Source organism: Nonomuraea sp. B19D2 (genome assembly GCF_040137845.1).
Lineage (GTDB): Bacteria > Actinomycetota > Actinomycetes > Streptosporangiales > Streptosporangiaceae > Nonomuraea.
This window is the reverse complement of the sequence record NZ_JBEFAK010000023.1, coordinates 110186-128675: the sequence shown is the minus strand read 5'-3', so window position 1 is coordinate 128675 and position 18490 is coordinate 110186. Positions and strand designations below refer to the sequence as shown.

Sequence of the window (18490 nt, the reverse complement as noted above, 5' to 3'; positions counted from 1 at the left end):
GCACGCCAGCGCACTCCACCAACCGACCAGGCGCTGACAAGCTTGTGTTGATTTGTCGGCGCCAGTGTGGCACACCTCCGACGATCATGTCGATTCGGCGGCCGAACCTGTCAATTGGGCGGGTCGAAGCGGCCGTCCACGGCCGTCCAGCCGCCGTCCACGTACAGCACGGAGCCGGTCACGAAGCTCGCCGCGTCGCTCGCCAGGTAGACCACCGCCCCGGCCATCTCCTCCGCCCTCGCCCACCGGCCGAGCGCGCTCTTGGCGGCGTAGGCGTCGTACCAGCCGGGGTTGTCCTTGATCTGCCTGGTCAGCGGCGTCTCCACGACGCCGGGCGCGATGGCGTTGACCCGCACGCCGTGCGGCCCGAACTCGGCGGCGGCCGTGCGCAGCAGCTGCACGAGGCCCGCCTTGGTGGCGGAGTAGACGCTCTGCCCGGGCTCGGTCACGGACGCGCGGATCGACGCGAACCCGATGATCGACCCGCGCCCCCGCTCGACCATGCCCGCCCCGAACGCCCTGACCACGTCGAACGAGGCCCGCAGGTTCAGGCCCACCACCCGGTCGAACTCCTCGCCGGAGTAGTCGAGCAGCCGCTTGCGGACGTTCGTGGCGGCCGTGAACACCAGCACGTCGGCGGGCTCCTCCGCGGCGGCCCCGCGCACCTGCGCGGCGTCCAGCACGTCGAGCAGGCGGGCGGCCCCGCCGCATGCGGCCGCGGTCTTCTCCGCCGCGGCCAGGTCGCGGTCGGCGCACACCACCGTGGCCCCGTGGGCGGCCAGCGCCAGCGCCGCCTCCCTGCCGATCCCGCTGCCTGCACCGATCACCACGGCCTTCCGCCCGTCCAGGCGGAACAGTGCGTCATATCCCATGGAGGCACCCTAGCGACTGGTCCGACCAGTGCACCAGGTTGGGGGTCAGCGGGCCTCCCATTCGGCGCGGGTCAGCTCGTACTCCACCTCGCCCTCCTCGGTGCCCGGCAGGGGGTCGTCCCACTCGAGGTGGAACGTGCGGGTGTGCGTCAGCCCGGCCTTCTCCATGACCCGCCGGGACCGTACGTTCACCGCCATCGTCTGGGCGTACACCCGGCGCGCGCCCAGCTCGCGGAACGCCTTGTCGATCAGTGCGAGCGAGCCCTCGGTCGCGTATCCCTTGCCCCAGGCGGACTTGTGCAGCCGGTAGCCCGGCTCCGGCTCGTCGTCCGGCTCCCCGTCGCGCGTCCGCAGGTGGAACCAGCCGAGGAACGTTCCCGACGCCTTCTCGACGGTCGCGAAGAAGCCGCGCGTGATGAACCGGGGCAGCGTCTCTTCGACGATCTTCTCGCGCGGCGTGGGCCTGCCGCCGTTGAGGAACTCCATGACCTCCGGGTCGTTGTCGAGCGCGAAGAGGTCGTCGGCGTCGGACTCGGTGAAGCGGCGCAGGATCAGCCGCTCGGTCTCCAGGTAGATGTCCACCCGCGAAACGCTAGACATCCGGAGGCGGCGGCTCGACAGGTTTTCCGAGAGGACGGAATTCTGTTCTCTGATACTCTCCGGTCATGGAACGCAATTCCCTGGCTGCCACCGTGCGGGCCAGGCTCTCCGGGCTGCACGACGCCGAGGCGCGGGTCGCGCAAGTGGTGCTCGACCAGGGCGTCCGGCTCGTCCACCTGAGCGTGAGCGACGTGGCGAAGCTCGCGGGCACGTCGGCGTCCACCGTGGTGCGCTCGTGCCGGCGGCTCGGGTTCGGCGGCTACCAGGAGCTGAAGATCGCCGCCGCCCGCGAGGCGCCGGCGGGCGCCGAGCCCCAGGACGACCTCGACCCGCTGGCCGCGACCGTCCGGGCGGCCCGGGAGGCGCTCGGCGGGCTGAGTGCCACGCTGTCGCGCGCCGACCTGAGCGCGGCGGCCGAGGCGCTCAGCGGAGCCTCCCGGGTGCTGGTCGCCGCCACCGGCCTGTCCGGGGCGACCGCCACCGACGCCGCCTACCGGCTACGGGCCCTCGGCCTGCCCGTGGACCTGCCGCCCGACCCGCTCACCGCGCATCTGGCCGCCGAGCTGCTGCCGGACCCGGCCGTCTGCCTGGCGATCAGCCACAGCGGAGCCACCCGCTCCACCGTCGAGACCGCGCGGCGCGCCCGCGCCGCCGGGGCGCGGGTCGTGGCCGTCACCAGCTACGCCAGCTCCCCGCTGACCGAGGAGAGCACGTGGGTGCTCGTCGGCGGCGGGCAGGACCTCGTCTTCGGGATGGAGGCGGTCGCCAGCCGCCTCGCCCATCTCACCATCGTCGACACGCTGTCCATGATCGTGCTCGCGCTGCGCGGCGGCGCGGCCGAGCGGGCGGTGTCGGCCTCCGCCGAAGTCACGGCGAGCCACAGCTACTGAGGGGGCGCATTGATCAGTCAGAGTTTCGACATCGCGGGCGAGCTGCGGGTCAGGCGTCTCGGGTACGGCACCGGCATGCTCACCGGGCCCGGCTACTGGGGGCCGCGCCTCGAGCCGGACCAGGCCGTGGCCGTGCTGCGCCGCGCCGTGGAGCGCGGGGTCACGCTCATCGACACGGCCGACAACTACGGGCCGGACATCGCCGAGGAGCTGGTGGCGCGGGCGCTGCACCCCTACCCGGACGATCTGGTGGTGGCGACGAAGGGCGGGGTCGTCCGTACCGGGCCCAATGTCTGGCACGTCGCCGGGCGGCCCGAGCGGCTGCGGGCCATGTGCGAGGCGAGCCTGCGCCGGCTCAAGGCCGAGACCGTCGACCTCTACCAGCTCCACCGGATCGACCCGGACGTGCCGCTCGCCGACCAGCTCGGCACGCTCGCCGAGCTGCGGCAGGAGGGCAAGATCCGGCACATCGGCCTCGACACGGTCACCCTGGAGGAGCTGGAGCGGGCGCTGGAGATCACGGAGATCGCCTCCGTGCAGAACCGCTTCAACCTGCTCGATCGAGAGTCCGCGCCGGTGCTGAGGGCGTGCGAGGAGTGGGGGCTGGCGTTCCTGCCGTGGTTCCCCCTGGGGAACGGCTCACTGGCGCGGGCCGACCTGCCGGAGGTGGCGCGGCGGCACGGGGCCGGCACCGGTCAGGTGGCGCTGGCGTGGCTGCTGCACCACTCGCCGGTCATCCTGCCCACGCCGGGCACGGGGTCGCTCGCCCACCTGGAGGAGAACCTGGACGCGGCCGCCATCGAGCTCACCCCCGACGACCTGGCCGCCCTGGACCGCGACCGATCATAGCGCGACGTCACTGCGGCGCGGGACGGTGGCGGCGGTGCCCAGCGCGACCACGGCGAGTGCGGCGAAGGCGGCGAACGCGACCGAGTAGCCCGACTCGGCGGGCACCGCGCCCGGGCCGGGCGTGCCCAGAGCGAGCAGGGCGGCGGCGATCTGGGCGCCGAGCGCGCCGCCGACGGTCCGCACGATGGTGTTGACGCCGGTGGCCACCCCGGTCTGGTGCGGCTCGACAGCCTCGACGACCAGGTTGCCGATGGAGGCGAACGCCAGCCCGTACCCGGCGCCGACGACGAGACCGGCGGCGTGGACCTGCCACATGTGGTCGTGGGCGACGGTCAGCAGGGCGAACGACGCGGCGGCGCAGGCGGCCCCGGCCTGCAGCGGCAGCCGCGCCCCGAACCGCCTGCCCAGGAGCGGCGCCAGCGGCGTGGCGACCAGCATGGCCAGCGCGATCGGCACCATGACCAGGCCGGCCTCCGTGGCCGAGGCGCCGAACCCGTACCCGGCCGCCGGCGAGGTCTGGACGAAGCGGGGGATGAGCGTGATGACGCCGAACATCGCGGCGCCGACGACGAGCGTGGCCAGGTTCGTGGTGACGAGCGCGCGGCGGCCCATCAGCCGCACCACCGCCCCGGACAACAGCCCGCCTCCCGGGAGCTCCTCCCCGCCGGGCCGGGCCGCCGGCAGCGCGGCGCACGCGGCCGCCGCCACCGCCGCCAGCACGAGCAAGCCCCAGAACAGCCACCTCGTGCCCGCGACGTCGGCCAGCGGTCCCGACGCGACCATGCCCGCCGACCCGCCGATCCCGAACATGGCGCTGAGCAGCGCGATGACCCCAGGAACGCGGGCGGGCGGCAGCGCGGCCCGCACGATCCCGAAGGCCAGCGGGAACACGCCACCGGCCACCCCCTGCAACACCCGCCCCGCCACCATCCAGCCGAGCGTGCCGGCCAGGGCGCACACCAGCGTGCCGAGCGCGAAGCATCCCAGGCACGCGAGCATGACGCGGCGATGACCGAACATGTCGCCCAGCCGCCCCGCGATCGGCGTGGCCACCGCGCTGGACAGCATGAACGCCGTGAGCACCCACGTCACGGCCGTCGTGGAGGCGCCGAGCTCCGGCCCGAGCACGGGGAGCACCGCGATCACGATCGTCTGCGCCAGGCTCGCCGTCAGCGCCGCCACCAGCAACGCCCCCACGACCGTCCCCACCCTCGTCACCGCCACCGGCGCTCCCTTCTCACCCGCAGGGCCGTTCGACGCCCGGAACCGGCGCAACAACGCGACGCACAGGGCCGTGAGCCCCGCGAGGATCCACACCGACGACCTCCCGTACTCGCCATCAAGTTAGGCAACCCTAAATCTTGTGGACGGCTGTCCGCAAGTGGGCATGGCGCGGCCGTGCCGGCGCGGCAACAGGCGTCAGGGCAGCCGGGGGTCGATGTGGATCTTGGGTGCGGTGCCCCACTCCGGACGCCGTTCCCCGGCCAGCACCATGGCGGCCTCGGCCAGCGAGACGGTGGCCGCGACCAGGGGCCGGGGATCCACCTGGCCGGACGCGTACAGGCCGGCGGCACCCGCCAGGCCGCCGGACGCGCTGAGCACCCCGACGGCCGTGACGTCCTTCAGCACGAGCCGCCGCGTGTCTACCAGGCTGGGATCCGCCGACAGCCCGATGAACACCACGTGCCGGCCCGGCTCGACGGCGTCCACGGCGAGCGCGGGCGAATCCGGGCCGTTCGAGGCGTCGATCACCGCGTCGAACGGCTCAGCGGGCGGGGTCGTCCAGGCGCGGGTGAAGCCCAGGGAGCGGGCGAAGTCCAGCGAGCGCTCCGCGAGGCCCAGGAGGTGGACCTGCACGCCCTGCGCCGCCGCGATCAGGGCCGCCAGCAGCCCGATCGTGCCAGGACCGATGACCAGCAGGCGCTCGCCCGGCGCCAGGTCGGCGGCGCGCACGGCCCTCAGCGCGTTCCCGCCCGGCTCCACCAGCGCGCCCAGCGTGGGATCCACCGCGTCAGGCAGGGGCTGGAGCGCGCGGGCCGGCACCGGCAGGCGCTCGGCCAGCGCGCCGGGCCAGCCGCCGCGGATGCCGATCTCGTACCGGCCGGCGCACAGATGCTGCCGGCCCGCCCCGCAGCGCGCGCACCGCCCGCACCCGAGCATCGTGTCGCCGGTGACGCGGCGGCCCAGCCAGGCGGGATCCACGCCGTCGCCGACTTCCCGCACGATTCCGGCCCATTCGTGGCCGATCCGTACGGGATAGCGCGCGTCTCCCGTGTGCAGGTACGTCATCGCGCCCGAGTAGAACTCCATGTCCGTGCCGCACACCCCGGCCCGCTCGACCTCGACCACCACCTCGCCCTCGCGCGGTGTGGGCGGCTCGACCTCCTGGACCTCCGCACGTCCTGGACCTGTGATGACGAAGGCACGCATGGCGGCAGACGCTAACAGCCGCGCCCCGGTCGCGTCGACGGTCCTCCCGGGAGGGCGCGGTGCAGGACGTCATATGAGAAAGGCATGCCCTTTGCGGGACGGCCCGCCAGGTGCAATGTGGGAAGGAACCTCAACGTTGCCGCAGTCCAGCTGAGAGGAACCCATCATGCACGCGAGCGTCGGTGACCGCCTGATCGTCCACGGTCACGTCGTCGGTCAGGGAGACAGGAAGGGCCAGATCATCGAGGTCCGGGGCGAGAACGGGACGCCGCCGTTCTTCGTCCGGTTCGACGACGGGCACGAGGAACTCGTCTACCCGGGGCCCGACGCGGTGGTCCAGCCGGCCGAATCCGAGTAGCCGAGCGACCTGAGCGCTCCGGCCGCGCTGCCGGACGAGCCGACGGCGATCTCGTTGCCGTCCTGGTCGCGGGCGGTGGCGATGACTCGTTCCCAGGAGTCGAGGGCCAGGGTGATGGTGTGGCCGGCCTGCAGGAGCGCGTCGGGGTCCGCGGGCCGTCGCGGACCGGGCCTGTCGAGCAGGCGGCGGGCCGCGATCAGGGCGGCGACCGGGGTGCGGTGGCGGGTGAGCAGCACCGGCGTCTCGTCGTACGGCTGGGCGACCTGCCGTACGAGCTCGCCGAGCTTGCCGCGGGCCGTCGACAACGACACCACGGGCAGGCCGCTCAGCATCCCGGACACCTCCGAGAGCGGCACCAGCGCGGCCCACTCCCAGCGCTCGCGCGTGATGAGGGTGGTGGCGCCGCTCATGGCGTCGCCCACGAGGGCGCCCCAGCGCGCGCGGGCGTCCTCGACGCCGAGCGGGGCGCCGTAACGAGCCTCCAGCTCGTCGTACGGGGGCCGTTCGGTCTGGATCATCCGGAGATCGTAAGGCGTCTTACAAAACTTCTGCAAGCCGCCTTACGATTTGGCCGCCTTGACGGCCTCGATGAGCATGTCCAGCTCGGCCTCGAAGATCTCCTCGGACGAGACGGCGCGCAGGTGCGGCTCGGCGGCACGCAGGCGGGGGTGGCCGCCGGCCTTGTCCGCCAGGGCCACCAGGCTGGCGGTGCGGTGCGCGGCGATGGGGTCGCCGTGCAGCTCGCGGTGGAGCCTGCCCAGGACGAGGTCGATGAAGATCAGGTAGTGCCTGGCCGCCTGCCGCTCGTCGAGCCCTGCGTCGGCGAGGATGGCGAGGATGGTCTCGACCAGGTGGAGCGCGCCAGGGCCGTGGTTGGCGCGGGTCATGAGGACGTCCACCACGCCCGGGTACGCGGCCAGCTGCCGGCGCATCGCGGTGGCGAGCAGGCGCAGCCGGTGCGGCCACGGGCCCTCGTCGATGCCAGGCGGGACCACGTCGTGCTCGGCGATGGCGTTCATGACCAGGTCGACGAGGGCCTCCTTGTCGGCCACATGGCGGTAAAGGGCCATCCGGGAGGCGCCGAGGTCGGCGGCCAGGCGGCGGATGGTCAGCGCCTCCATGCCCTCGGTGCGGGCGATCTCCAGGGCGACGGCGACGATCCGCGCCTGGCTGAGGCTGCCCCAGGCGCGGCGGCTGGGCGGTTGCTGGTCGGCGGATGAGGCCACGGTGAAACCGTACTGGACCTCGTCACCTGGACGCCGCACCCTCCCCGGCCGGTAGCCGGGCGCGCAGGGCCGCGGCGAACCAGTCGAGGGCGGGGGCCAGGCTCTCGGGGGCGGGCCAGCCGTTGATCACCGCCAGCAGCTCGAGGTAGCGCTCCCTGCGCGGGTCGTGCGCGCTCTCCAGCTGGGCCAGCAGCCGCCGCCGGAGCGCGGGGGAGTCGGGGACGCCCCGGTCGTGTGCGTACCGGGCCGTGACCGCCGCCACCACCGGATCGGCCTCGGGCGAGGCCGGGTCGATGCCCGCCGCCAGCGCGGGACGGGCGTGGTGGCGGGCCAGTGCGGCGGCGTCGGGGCGCGGGGGAGCGGGAACGCGGAGACCCGCCCGGTGCTCGGCGGCGAGGTGTTCGGCCGTGCGGCGCAGGCCGGCGCGGAAGTCCCGGTCCTGTGCCAGCTCCGCCAGCTCCACCCACGCCTCCAGCTGCTCGGGCGAGGGGTCGTCGGGCAGTTCGGGCGTCATCGAGCCCATGATCCCGGCGAACCCGGGTACGGCGCCCAGGCCGTCGAAGGCGGCGTCCAGGAAGTCGGCGATGAGGCGGCGGCGTTCGTCCTCGGAGAGTCGGGCCAGTCTGTTCATGAGATCCGTTTCCTCGGGGCTGGAGCCGCGCCGGGCCACCGCCGCCAGCACCGCGCGTCGCAGGCGGAGCGTGCGGATCTGCACGGCCAGGGCCTCGGCGTGCGCCGCGGCGACCTCGGCGAGCGAGACCTCGCGGTCCACCACCCGCCGGATCGTCGGAAGGTCGAGCCCCAGGTCGCGCAGCGTGCGTACGAGTTCCAGGCGTGCGACGGCGTCGACGTCGTAGCGGCGGTACCCGGCGGGGCTGCGGTCGGCAGGCGGCACGATCCCCTGATCGGAGTAGAACCGGATGGTCTTGACGGTCAGCCCGGTCCGCCGGGCCAGCTCGCCGATCGAGTAGTGCGCCATGCCCTCCACCTTTGTGGCTCCCCTAGGTGGAGACTCAACCGCTTGACGGTGTTTTGTGCCACTCAGCGACCCTGCGCCTGACGGCTGACGGTGCGGGCGTGCAGCCGGTCCAGCTCGGCCGCCTCGGTCGCGTCGCCCACCTGCCGGAAGGCCGCCGCGGCGCGTGCGGCATGGCCGGCCGCCTCCTGGAGCCGGCCGGCGGCGGACAGCACGTGAGCGGCGCTGCGGAACACGACGGCCCAGGTCCCGGCGAGGCGGTCCGGCGGCTGCGCGGGCAGCGCACCGGCCGCGGCCTGCGCCTGCGCGAGGACGGCGAGTGCCCGCTGGAGGTCACCGGTCCGGTGCAGGGACAACGCCTCGGACGCGCGGCACGTGGCCACGGCGTGCGGGTCGGCCAGAGCGGCCGCGACGTCGCCGGCCTCGCGGTAGGCGGCGGCCGCCCCGGCGTCCCGGTGCAGGACGTGCTGAAGCCTCGCGGACGGCATCAGCGCGTCGAGGAGCAGCCTGGGATGGTTGCGCTGACGGGCGGAGCCCACGACCTTCTGGTACTCCTGGAGCGCGAGAGCGCGGTCGCCGAGGGCTTCGTGCGCCTCGGCGAGCAGCATGCGGTTCCAGTCGGGGATCTCCGCCCTGGACAGCTCTCCGAGGTCGCGCAGGCGGTCCAGCCAATCGGCCACGTCGTCGGCGGCCTGGACCACGTCCTCGGGCCGACCCGCCGCGCGGTACGCCACAGCCAGCTCGTAGCCCTGTTCCGCGGTGTCGGCGTCGCGAGAGCGCGCTTCACCGACCCCGTCGATCAGGTCCTCGAGGGCGTCGGCCGGGCGGCCGGCGTGGATGAGCGCGACTCCGCGCCGGTATCTCAGGTAGCCGCGCAGCTGCGCCGGCGCCGACGGCGGCAGCGCGGCGAGGTCCCGCTCGACCAGTTCGGTGAAGTGGTGCGGCGCCCCGGCTCGTTCGTGGGCGCGGCGCCGCAGCTCGTACGCCCTGACCACCTGGCCGGGTGAGTCCGCGGCGGCGAAGGCCGATCGCGCGGTGTCGGCCAGGGCGATCACGTGGGCGGGCGGATGGCCGTCGGAGTCCCGCCAGGTTCCCTCGGTCAGGGCGATCATACCGATCAGGATCGGGTCACCGCAGGCCATGGCGTGCCAGACAGCGCGCGCCAGAGCCAGGTCCCCCTTCTGGTACTGCCCGGCGGAGGACAGCGACTGAGCCTGCAGCAGCTCGCCTTGGGCGATCAGCGCGTCGTCCCCGTCGCGGCGCAGCCCGGCCACCGCTCGCGCCACCATGGGCAGGCCCTCGTGGTGCCGGCCGCGTTCGCACAACAGGTCGGCGAGCCGGCACAGGCACACCAGGTGACGCCGCTGATCGCCGGCCTGCCGGTACGCCTCCGCCGCCCACCGGAGCCGTTCCTCGGCCCGCTCCGGGTCGGTCTGCTGCCACTCGGTCAGCGCGGTCAGCTCCGCGTGCCGCGCGGCCAGGTGCGGCGGCGGTGTGCCGACAGCGGCCAGATACCGGCGCGCCAAAGGGCTCTCGAACCGTCGCTTGTGCCATTCGGCACGATCCAGCAGCGCCTCGGGCGGCATGCCGGTCGGGATCGCCGGCCGCACCGGCCTGCGGGCCCCCGGCGTCAGCGGCAGGAACTCGACGACCGGATCCGCGTCCAGCCGGGCGCCGATCCGGTCCCCCTGGTGGGTCGTGCCGTTGCGGGCGTCGAACCGGGCGGCCAGGTCACGCGCCGTACTCTCCATCTGGCGGTGCAGCTCCGCCACGGGCCAGCTGAGGTCGCTGCCGTTCGCACGGACGGTCTCACCGCCCCGGCCCTCCGCGACCAGCCGCCTCAGCAGGACCGCCGCGGCGGTGGCGAACTCCATCGTGCCGTTCGGCCGCCTCAGCCGCGTGGAGAAGGCCAGAGACTCCCGCAACACCGACAGCCCGGTCTCCTCATTGCCGGTCAGGGCGCAGAACTCGATCAGCATGGCCGTGTACTCGTACCGGTAGACGCCGTGCTCCATCGCCCGGCGCGCCCGGTGGAAGGCCCGCGCCGCCTCCTCCGAACGACCGGCGCGGGCCAGCGGAAGCAGCATCAGGCACTGGATCGGGGCGGGCGGCTCGTCGAAGACGACCTGGCCCGCGAGCACCGGCCCGGCGAGGTCCAGCGCCCGCGCGACGGACGCGTCATCACCGCGCAGGACCAGCCGCTCGACCTCGGCTTCGAAACTCCACACCGAGTCGGGATCGAAGCCGCCGGCCGCCTTCCACTGCAGGTAGCAGCGCTCCTCCTCAGGCCAGTCGCCGATGAGCTGGGCCACCCACCGGCGGCCGTCGTACACGTGCCGCAGGCTGTGCCCGCCGGCGCGGAAACGGCCCTCCATGTCCTCGAAGGCGCCACGGATCTGGTCCAGGCGGAGCTCGGGGAACTCGGCCATCGACTGGGCGATGCTCGCGTACCAGCGGCGCAGCGTCCAGTCCTCTTCCGGTCCGAACTCGCCCGTGCGGGCGTCGTACTCGCTCAGGCAACGAGAGAACAGCGGGAACGCCTTGTCCCACTGACCGCGGACGCTGTAGGTGTTGGCCAGGCTGCGGCGGGCGGTGAAGGCCAGCCGGTGCAGGCCGCCGGCGTCGGCGTGCCGCACCACGTCCTCCAGCAGCGCGGCCCGAGCCTCGCCATCGGGCATCCGCCGCGCCTGCTCCAGCATCGCGGTCACCTCGGGCTCGCTCCGGCTCACTGGGCGCCTCTCCCGCCCATCGCCCAGTCCAGCAGCGCCAGGAAGGAACGGTTGAGCATCGCGCTGTCCCCAGGGCGGAGCGGATGGTGGCCCGCCAGCAGGGCCTGCCCGTACAGGGCCTGGACACCGAGCGAGGCCAGCGCCGGGTCGGGTGCCTCGGCGAGCCGCCGTACCACGGGGTTGCGCAGGTTGAGGATGAATTGCGGCACGTCCGCCGCCTCGGTGGCGTCCACGGCGCCCAGCACCCCCGACCACAGATCACCCGCCGCCGACCGGGCCTCCCGCATCTCCTCCGCCTGTGCGGCGGCCCGGCTCCTAAGATAGAGCGCGGGCAGGACGGGCGGGTCGAAGCAGCGCGGCACGACGGCGCAGCCCAGACTCCTGAGGGTCTCCGCGGCGACCGCCAGGAACGGCCGTATCCGGGCCTCCAGCACCGGATCCAGCGGCTCGAACCGGGTGGCCAGCTCGGCGGTGTCCAGCCCGCGGACGGTGATCGACGGGTCCAGCAGCGGCAGCCGCCGCATGATCTCGATGTCGTACGCGTAGCCGCCGTTGACCAGGCCGAGGTTCTGCGCGGCGGCGACCGCCGCCAGCGCGCGGAACTCATCGGAGGTCGCCGTGTGGCGCACCACCGGGTGCCGCCGCCGGAACTCGGCGAGCGTCATCGGCCCGGCGTCCGTCTCCATCGGCCACCAGCGGTCCACCACCCGCAGCATCTCCACGTCGTGCAGCGCCAGCGCCTTGACGCCAAGGTGATGGATCATCAGGAACTGCTGCAGCCGCGCGGGATCGGTCGCGGCCAGGCGCACGAGCCAGTCACGCACCTGCCCGCCGAGCGCTTCCCGCGTATCGGCGAGCAGGTCGTCCTCGTACAGCGCCTCGCGGCTCGCGGTCGGACGCAGCTCGCCGGTGTCCACCACGCACCGGACGAAGAACGCCCACTCCGGCAGCAGCGTGTCGACACCATCGGCCAGCAACATCCGGCGTAGGTACACCCGGTGCCCCGACCGGGCCGTGGGATGGGCCGCCACCGGCAGGACGAACGCCAACCCGGTCAGCCCGGCCTCGGGCACCGCCAGGTCGATCACGTCGAAGGGGGCGAAGCCGAAGACACGCTCGGCGTACGCCCGCAGCGCCTCGGCACGCGCGTGCGGAGACGGATAGCCGCGCTGCCAGGGCAACACCCCAGAGTTCACCCGCCGGCCCGCGATCGAGACCTCCACCGGCAGCGCGTCCCCGTAGGACACCGCCAGATCGTGCACCATCGCGCCGGTCAGCCACTGCGCCATGTCCGGCACCGGCCGGAGCGTGACGGTCGTGCCGGGCTCCGCACGCTCGCGCTCCGCCAGAGCGACGCGGTAGCGCCCGTCGGCCAGGCCCGTCCACTCCACCGTCGGCCCGCCCCGCGCGGACCGGGTGGTCACCCGCACCTCGTCGGCCACCAGAAAGCACGAGAGCAGCCCGATGCCGAACTGGCCGAGGAACTCGTGCCGCGCCAGCCCCAGATCGTCCCGCTTGGAACTACGCCCGATCGTCGCGAGCAGCTCGTGCACCTCGGACTCCGACAAGCCGATGCCGCTGTCGTGCATCCGCAGCGTCCCGTCCCCGGTCATCTCGGACGGCTCGATCGACACCACGGCCAGCGCGCCCGCATCGACCGCCCGGCGCGCGGTGATGGCATCGACCGCGTTCTGCAGCAGCTCACGCACATACACCCGGGGACTGGCGTAGAGATGCCGGCTGAGCAGGTCGACGATCCCCCGTAGGTCAACCTGAAACGCTCGCTCCACGCCCCTGCCTTCTCCGCCGCCTCTGTTCCAGCCCGAAATCATACGTCGGAGGCGGATCGTGAAAATTGGGGTCCCATGTCCGGGCAGGTTTGACTAGCAGTGAGGAGATGTGGTCGCATCGTGACCTATGTTTCTGATGGGATGAATTACACCGGTCCGGGGGAGAACAATTCATGCCGCACGCCCTCCTGCGCGTGCTCGCTTCCACGTCAATCGCAACCGCCACGATGCTGGTGGCCGTGTCACCGAGCGCCCAAGCTCAACCTCAGCCGAAGACCCTGGTGGGGGTCCAGCCCGTGCCCGCCGTGCAGGAGCCGCCGGCCGCCGCGGTCAGCGTTCCCGCCCGGCCCTCGCTGGCGGTCCGGCCTCAGGGCACGACGGGGCGGGTGGGACCGAGTGAGCCCGAGGTCACCACGCCTGCCGGGCCGCAACTGATCAACGAGATCACCACCGAGGCCGCCTCGATCCAGGAGAAGCAGGGCCTCGGCAGGCAGGCGCCGGTCGTGCGCAATGTGCTGCCCGACACCTCCAAGGCCGAGACGCTGACGCTGATCAAGCCGCTGGCGGCCGTCGTCAAGGCGTTCGACGGGCTGGGCAAGGCGCTGCCCGGGCTGACGTACCGGGTCTGCGTCGAGAGCGAGGCGGTGCCGGTCTCCTGCACGATCTCGCAGCCCGTCGCCACGCCGGTGGCCGCCGACGTCACCGGCGACGGCAAGCCCGACCTGGCGGCCGACCTGGTGCCCACCCTCGACCCGACAGAGGGGTCCGTGGGGCTGGGCTTCGCCGTCAAGCGGCTGTCGAAGCAGAGCCTCAAGGCGCAGGTCTGGGCCGAGTACGACGGCAAGGTGTCGGTCGGGTTCGACGGCCTGCGGCGCGGCTCGTCGCTGTCGGCCTTCGACTGGGGGAACTTCACCGTGGACCTGGCGGGCAAACAGGTCAAGGCCCGACTCAAGCGCACCGAGCCGGGGAAGTCCGCGACCGTGATCGCCGGGCTGACCGGCCGCAGCGCGGTGAGCCTGCGCCAGACGCCCGCCACCGAGAAGCTCTCCGTGACCGCGGCGCTCGACTCGCCCTCCCTGGACGTCGACGCCTCCGGGCCCGCCAAGCTGGAGGCGCTGGCCGTGACCGGGCGCCAGTTCACCGAGGCGGTGCTCGACCGGATGCCCGCCCGCGCCGAGGTGCGGCTGACGGACGGCGAGATCCGCTTCAGCGGCCCGTCCTCGATCGCCCGCGCCCGGCTGCACAACTACACCTACCGCGACGGCAAGCTGGCCAGGGTCCTGAGCGCGGACCTCACGAGGGTGCCGCCGTCCCTGACCGCCGAGTACGGCACCGCGAACGGCAAGCAGACCCTGACCATCGACTCCCGCAAGGGCCGGGCCGGCGGCGGCACGCTGCTCTTCTACGACCGCGCTGCGGACAAGACCGTGGTGAAGACCGAGCTGAGCCAGCTGCCGGCCAAGGTGCGCCTGGTCAACGACCTGGCCGAGCACCGCGTCACGCACACGACCAGCTCGCCCATCGGCAGGTTCGCCGTGGTGCTGCAGCGCGGCGAGGGCGCCATCTCCAGCCCGCGCGGCGGCCACGTCACCATGATCAAGAAGGGCGACGCGCTGGGGGTGTCCGGGCTGCTTTCCGGGCTGTCCGGGTTCGACGTCGCGTACGGGGACGTGCCGCACGCCCGCCTGGAGGTGGGCTCCAGCGGGCGGTCGTTCCTGGGCGCGGCCAGCATCGACGGGACCCGCCTGGCCCGGCTGGAGATCTCCAACACGCCCTCCACCGTGGAGGTCACCCTCGACCCCGCCCGCAGGAAGGCCGAGTACCAGGCCAGCGGCGTGATCCACAAGCTCCGCGCCGCCTACGCCGACCTCAAGTCGGGCCCGACGATCGACGGCGCCGTCCTGGGCATGCACGACGACGTCAAGGCGTCATGGGAACTGGGCGAGCGCTCGACCGTCAAGGTGACGACGGCCGCCAAGATCGATCAGGTCCGGCTCTACGCCAACAAGGCGTACGTGACGTCCCCTTCCGGAGAGGACCTGGAGGCGGCCGTCGAGGGAGTTCACAAGAACGTCGAGCTGGTCGCCGACACGAAGGCCAGGGCCCTCACCTGGACCGCGGACCAGCCGGTCGGCAAGGTCTCCGCCCTGGCCAGGGCCAAGCTGGGCGGCCGGTACGTCAGAGCCGCCGCCGAGGTGACCGGCGTGCCGGCCCGCTTCGACGCCTCGTGGGACGCGGCCTCCTACCGCTTCCGCGGGCTGTCGGGCCCGGTCGGGTCGGCGGAGGTGGCCTTCACCAACCATGACGGCGCCAAGTCGCCCACGGGGCCGCACCTTTCCGCGCACTACAGCCAGGCCACCGGCGACCTCGACGCCAGCGTGCTGGTGAAGGGGCTCAAGCAGGTCCAGTTCAGCCCGGCGGCGCAGGGCTTCACCGCCGACTTCCGCTCGGCCAGGCAGACGCTCGCCGTGGACACCGACGTCACACAGGGCGACACGCGCTACGGGCTGCTCGGCACGCTCGGGCCCGTGCCCGGCCGCCTGGCCGTCACCTCGGACGGCGGCAAGCTCACGTACGCCGGCTCCCGGCTGGACGTGCGCGCCCGCGCCTGGCTCGGCAAGGCGGCGGCGCTCGACCGCATGCGTGCCGCCCCGGCCGTGCCGGGCGGGGTGTCCCTGGTGGACGGCGGCTGCGCGGCGGGATCGCCGGGCTGCGCGCAGGGCCCCTTCTGCACGCCGGATCGCGGCTGCTTCGGCCTGCAGGGCTACCTGGACGTGACCGGGCTGCCCGACCAGGTGACGGTGGACATGACGGGCAAGACGTTCGCGTTCTCCGGCTTCAGCCCGCGGCGCAAGAGCCTCGGCGTCTACCTGGCCAGCAGCGTCCTGTCGCCCGTGCCGATCAAGGCGAGGGCCACCCTGACCGGGTTGCCCGACAAGATCACCAGCATGTCGATGGGGCCGTTCGGCGTGGCCCAGGGCAACGTCGTGCAGGCCGCGTACCGCATCGAGCCCGCCGCCACGCTCGGCGCGCTCGACGTGCAGGCCGAGGCGGGTGACCTGCGCGGCCACGTGGCGATCGACCCCGTGCCCGCGTCGGTGTCCGTCCAGGGCACGTACGGCGCCAAGACCCGCATCCGGGTGAACAACTCCGCGGCCGTCAAGCGCCTCGACGCCAAGGTCACCCTGGCCGGCAAGGGCACCGGGGAGCTGCGCTTCTCGGACGTGCCCGCCGTGTTCGGGGTGGACGCGGACGCCTCGGCCGCCGGGCTGAGCGTGCCGGCGGTCACGTACAAGTCGAACGTCAACACCCTCGACGGCCACCTCGGCGTGGAAGGCGGCCTGGTGGATCCGCAGGGGCGGCTCGGGGACGTGTCGTTCTCGGTCAAGGACCTGGCCGCCGACACCACGATCCGGCTCAACCCCGACCAGTCGCTCGACCTGGTCTCCCGTCCCGTCCCGACGGGTGACGTCTCGCTGCACGCGGGGCTCCGGGTCGACGCGGTCGCGCCGCAGCAGATCTCCGTGAGCAAGGAGGTCCCGTACACGACGGGCTTCCTCACCTACAGCGTCGGAGGCAGGTTCGGGCTCGGGCCGAGCGCGGTCAAGGACGTGTCGCTGCAGGCGCAGCGGGTGTCCTGGCTCCGCATCCGGCCCGGCAAGGTCCCGTTCGGCCTGAAGGCCTCCCCGGCTCTGGGGTACGTCGCGCCCGGCTTCGAGGGGAACTACGGCCGGCTGAAGGTGGCCGCCGAGGGCGTGGACCTGCGGCCCGAGGTGTCCCTGGACGTCCGGCTGAGCAGGGGCGTCGGCAACGACGTCTTCCACGACTCGGTACGGCTGGCGCCCACCGACTCGCTCGCGCTGCGCCGCTACGACCAGCGGATGCGGCGCATCGGGGCCAAGCAGGAGATCAAGGCGGCCGGGGTCAGCCTGGCGTGCGTGACGGTGGACGCCAAGCCCGGCTTCGCCGCCGGAGCGGGCACCAACTCCATCACGCTGCGCGGGGCCGACGGTCCGCAGATGGTGTCGCTGCTGGATCCGGGGGGCCAGGTGCCGGACTACGCGGTGGACCTGCTGACCAGCTTCATGAGCCCGTTCCCCGGCGCGGAGTGGAAGGTCGCGGGCGCCAAGGCCGGCGGCTGCACCGCCGCCGACGGCGCCGAGTCCCGCTAGCCCGCCGCCTCACCCCCGCTCCGGGTCGCGGGCGGGGGCGAGGCGGTCAGCGGGGACCGCGGTAGTCCGGGGGCGGGACATCGCCCTCGTAGGCGTGCACCCGGCCGCCGGTCAGGAACGCGCGGACGAGCCCGAGGTACGCCTCACTCCGGTACGTGCCGCCGCCGAGGTAGGCGAACGTGGCCGAGGGCAGCGCCCGCCGGTAGTCCATGGCCGATGCCCAGCTCTGCTCGTCACAGGCCGCCTTGACGATCAGCACGGGCGCCGTCACCTCGGTCAGGCTCGACAGGGGCGAGGAGCCGGGCGCGGCCCGCCCGATCAGGCCGGCGTAGCCGCCGGAACCGGTCGTCGCGGCTGCGGGGCAGGGGTGCCGGGCGCCCTGGCGGACGAGGCCGAGGTAGGCGTCCAGCTCCCGGTCGCCCGCGAACGCGTGCGCCGCCAGGGGCTCCACCCGCAGCAGCGTGGAGACGGCGAGCAGGCGCGGATCCGGCGAGCCGTCCTGGCCGAACGCCGCCGCCACCTCAAGTCTGCCGTCCTGCTTCTGAGGCGTCCACGCGGGGGAGGCGAGGACCGCTCCGGCCACCCGGTCGGGGTGGGCGGCCAGATAGGCGGCCGCGAGCTGGGCGCCGTAGTCGTGGGCGATCAGGTTCAGCCGCTTCGCGCCCACGGTCTGGCGGATGGCCTCCAGGTCCGCCACGTCGCGGGTCAGCCCGTACCCGCGCGGGTCCGGCAGCCGCGCCGAGCGCCCGGCTCCGAGCTGGTCGTAGACGTACACCTGGTAGCCGTCGGCCGTGAGGTCGCGGAAGAACGCCGAGGACGCCGCCAGATCCGCCACACCGGGCCCGCCGTGCAGGAACACCACGGGGTCGGGGCGGGTGACCCGCTTCGGCGCGAGCCGTACGTACGCCAGCTCCGAGCCGGTCGGCAGCCGCCACTCCCGCTGCCCCGCCACCGGCGCCGCGGGAGCACGGGCCGCGGGCGGCTGCAGCGTTGCCACGCTCACGTGCCAGACCACCGCCACCTCCACGCCGAGGATCACCACGGCCCTCGACCAGCGTCCCCACGCCGCCCGCGGCCTCGGCACGCACAGCAGCAGCCCCAGGAAGGAGACGGACGCGAACACCGCCAGCCCCGTCACCGCGAACACCATCGGCTCCGCGCCCACCATCGCCATCCCGGCCAGCGTGGCCAGCCCCAGGACCGGCGACAGCGCCAGCACCCCGGCGCCCGCCACCGCCCGCCCGGCCAACCTGGCGAAAGAAGCCATAAGGGGACGTTAGTGCACCTGGTGCCTAAAGTGAGCGGCCCAGGCGCAGGCGGATGCGGTCGCCGTGGCGTACGGTCTCGCGCACGGTCCACACGCGCTCGTCGACGACCGTGCCGCCGGCCGTCATGTAGCCGCCCAGCCGGAGCACCGGCCTGCCCGTGTCGTCGCGCAGCAACCGGGCCCGGGACTCGGAGTCGTCGCCGAACTGCACGAGGAAGTCGTCGGTGCCCGCCGGGGCGTCAAGCACCCCGCCCCTCACTCCCGCCGTGAGACTGGGATAGCGCTTTCCGGCGGGATGAGGTGAAATATCAGCATCCCTCTACAGGCTGGA

The 18490-nt window shown here is 73.5% G+C and carries 15 protein-coding genes; 4 read left to right on the top strand and 11 right to left on the bottom strand.

Annotated elements, in window-relative coordinates:
- Positions 1–110: 110 nt before the first annotated feature.
- Both ABN273_RS34915 and ABN273_RS34910 read right to left on the bottom strand, forming a co-directional pair.
- Entirely contained in the window at positions 111–872 is a 762-nt protein-coding gene (locus tag ABN273_RS34915; protein ID WP_349453367.1) for an SDR family NAD(P)-dependent oxidoreductase, read from the bottom strand.
- Positions 873–917: 45 nt separating this feature from the next.
- The gene (locus ABN273_RS34910; protein ID WP_349453366.1) at positions 918–1454 is read right to left on the bottom strand and encodes a GNAT family N-acetyltransferase; all 537 of its coding nucleotides are present in this window, start codon (positions 1452–1454) and stop codon (positions 918–920) included.
- Positions 1455–1537: 83 nt separating this feature from the next.
- On the opposite strand from ABN273_RS34910, the gene ABN273_RS34905 reads away from it, so the two are divergent.
- Positions 1538–2362: a MurR/RpiR family transcriptional regulator gene (locus tag ABN273_RS34905; RefSeq protein ID WP_349453365.1), complete on the top strand. Its 825-nt coding sequence runs from the start codon at positions 1538–1540 to the stop codon at positions 2360–2362.
- 9 nt (positions 2363–2371) lie between these two features.
- A complete protein-coding gene (locus ABN273_RS34900) occupies positions 2372–3211 on the top strand; it encodes an aldo/keto reductase (protein ID WP_349453364.1) in 840 nt (279 codons plus the stop codon).
- On the opposite strand, the gene ABN273_RS34895 is transcribed toward ABN273_RS34900, so the two are convergent.
- Complete coding sequence (locus tag ABN273_RS34895) at positions 3206–4435, bottom strand: MFS transporter (RefSeq protein ID WP_349453363.1); 1230 nt, start codon at positions 4433–4435, stop codon at positions 3206–3208. The two genes, ABN273_RS34900 and ABN273_RS34895, sit on opposite strands and share 6 nt — an antisense overlap.
- 195 nt (positions 4436–4630) lie before the next feature.
- Positions 4631–5641, bottom strand: coding sequence for a zinc-dependent alcohol dehydrogenase (locus tag ABN273_RS34890; protein WP_349453362.1), 1011 nt, complete (start codon positions 5639–5641; stop codon positions 4631–4633).
- A gap of 166 nt (positions 5642–5807) precedes the next feature.
- Between ABN273_RS34890 and ABN273_RS34885 the strand changes: the two genes are divergently transcribed.
- The gene (locus ABN273_RS34885; protein ID WP_349453361.1) at positions 5808–5999 is read left to right on the top strand and encodes a DUF1918 domain-containing protein; all 192 of its coding nucleotides are present in this window, start codon (positions 5808–5810) and stop codon (positions 5997–5999) included.
- Here ABN273_RS34885 and ABN273_RS34880 read toward each other — a convergent pair.
- The 5 genes from ABN273_RS34880 to ABN273_RS34860 form a co-directional block, all read right to left on the bottom strand.
- Positions 5954–6517: a type II toxin-antitoxin system prevent-host-death family antitoxin gene (locus tag ABN273_RS34880; RefSeq protein ID WP_349453360.1), complete on the bottom strand. Its 564-nt coding sequence runs from the start codon at positions 6515–6517 to the stop codon at positions 5954–5956. The genes ABN273_RS34885 and ABN273_RS34880 overlap by 46 nt on opposite strands.
- A 42-nt stretch (positions 6518–6559) precedes the next feature.
- Positions 6560–7225, bottom strand: a complete 666-nt coding sequence (locus ABN273_RS34875; protein WP_349453359.1) for a TetR/AcrR family transcriptional regulator — start codon at positions 7223–7225, stop codon at positions 6560–6562.
- Positions 7226–7247: 22 nt separating this feature from the next.
- Entirely contained in the window at positions 7248–8204 is a 957-nt protein-coding gene (locus ABN273_RS34870) for a MerR family transcriptional regulator (protein WP_349453358.1), read from the bottom strand.
- Positions 8205–8266: 62 nt separating this feature from the next.
- Positions 8267–10930, bottom strand: a complete 2664-nt coding sequence (locus ABN273_RS34865) for a hypothetical protein (protein ID WP_349453357.1) — start codon at positions 10928–10930, stop codon at positions 8267–8269.
- Entirely contained in the window at positions 10927–12720 is a 1794-nt protein-coding gene (locus ABN273_RS34860; protein ID WP_349453356.1) for an HSP90 family protein, read from the bottom strand. The genes ABN273_RS34865 and ABN273_RS34860 overlap by 4 nt, the downstream gene beginning before the upstream one ends.
- A gap of 173 nt (positions 12721–12893) precedes the next feature.
- Between ABN273_RS34860 and ABN273_RS34855 the strand changes: the two genes are divergently transcribed.
- Complete coding sequence (locus tag ABN273_RS34855) at positions 12894–16892, top strand: hypothetical protein (protein WP_349453355.1); 3999 nt, start codon at positions 12894–12896, stop codon at positions 16890–16892.
- 46 nt (positions 16893–16938) lie between these two features.
- Here the strand turns inward: ABN273_RS34855 and ABN273_RS34850 are convergent, their stop codons facing one another.
- Both ABN273_RS34850 and ABN273_RS34845 read right to left on the bottom strand, forming a co-directional pair.
- A complete protein-coding gene (locus ABN273_RS34850) occupies positions 16939–18159 on the bottom strand; it encodes an alpha/beta fold hydrolase (protein WP_349453354.1) in 1221 nt (406 codons plus the stop codon).
- Between the two features lie 25 nt (positions 18160–18184).
- Positions 18185–18406 (bottom strand): hypothetical protein, encoded by a 222-nt coding sequence (locus tag ABN273_RS34845; RefSeq protein ID WP_349453353.1) that lies wholly within the window; start codon positions 18404–18406, stop codon positions 18185–18187.
- Between the last annotated feature and the right edge of the window lie 84 nt (positions 18407–18490).

What these genes read in the sequence shown, in the direction of transcription:
- ABN273_RS34915 (WP_349453367.1), bottom strand. Translation starts at nt 872, where the DNA reads ATGGGATATGACGCACTGTTCCGCCTGGACGGGCGGAAGGCCGTGGTG.
- ABN273_RS34905 (WP_349453365.1), top strand. Translation starts at nt 1,538, where the DNA reads ATGGAACGCAATTCCCTGGCTGCCACCGTGCGGGCCAGGCTCTCCGGG.
- ABN273_RS34890 (WP_349453362.1), bottom strand. Translation starts at nt 5,641, where the DNA reads ATGCGTGCCTTCGTCATCACAGGTCCAGGACGTGCGGAGGTCCAGGAG.
- ABN273_RS34885 (WP_349453361.1), top strand. Translation starts at nt 5,808, where the DNA reads ATGCACGCGAGCGTCGGTGACCGCCTGATCGTCCACGGTCACGTCGTC.
- ABN273_RS34880 (WP_349453360.1), bottom strand. Translation starts at nt 6,517, where the DNA reads ATGATCCAGACCGAACGGCCCCCGTACGACGAGCTGGAGGCTCGTTAC.
- ABN273_RS34870 (WP_349453358.1), bottom strand. Translation starts at nt 8,204, where the DNA reads ATGGCGCACTACTCGATCGGCGAGCTGGCCCGGCGGACCGGGCTGACC.
- ABN273_RS34855 (WP_349453355.1), top strand. Translation starts at nt 12,894, where the DNA reads ATGCCGCACGCCCTCCTGCGCGTGCTCGCTTCCACGTCAATCGCAACC.
- ABN273_RS34850 (WP_349453354.1), bottom strand. Translation starts at nt 18,159, where the DNA reads ATGGCTTCTTTCGCCAGGTTGGCCGGGCGGGCGGTGGCGGGCGCCGGG.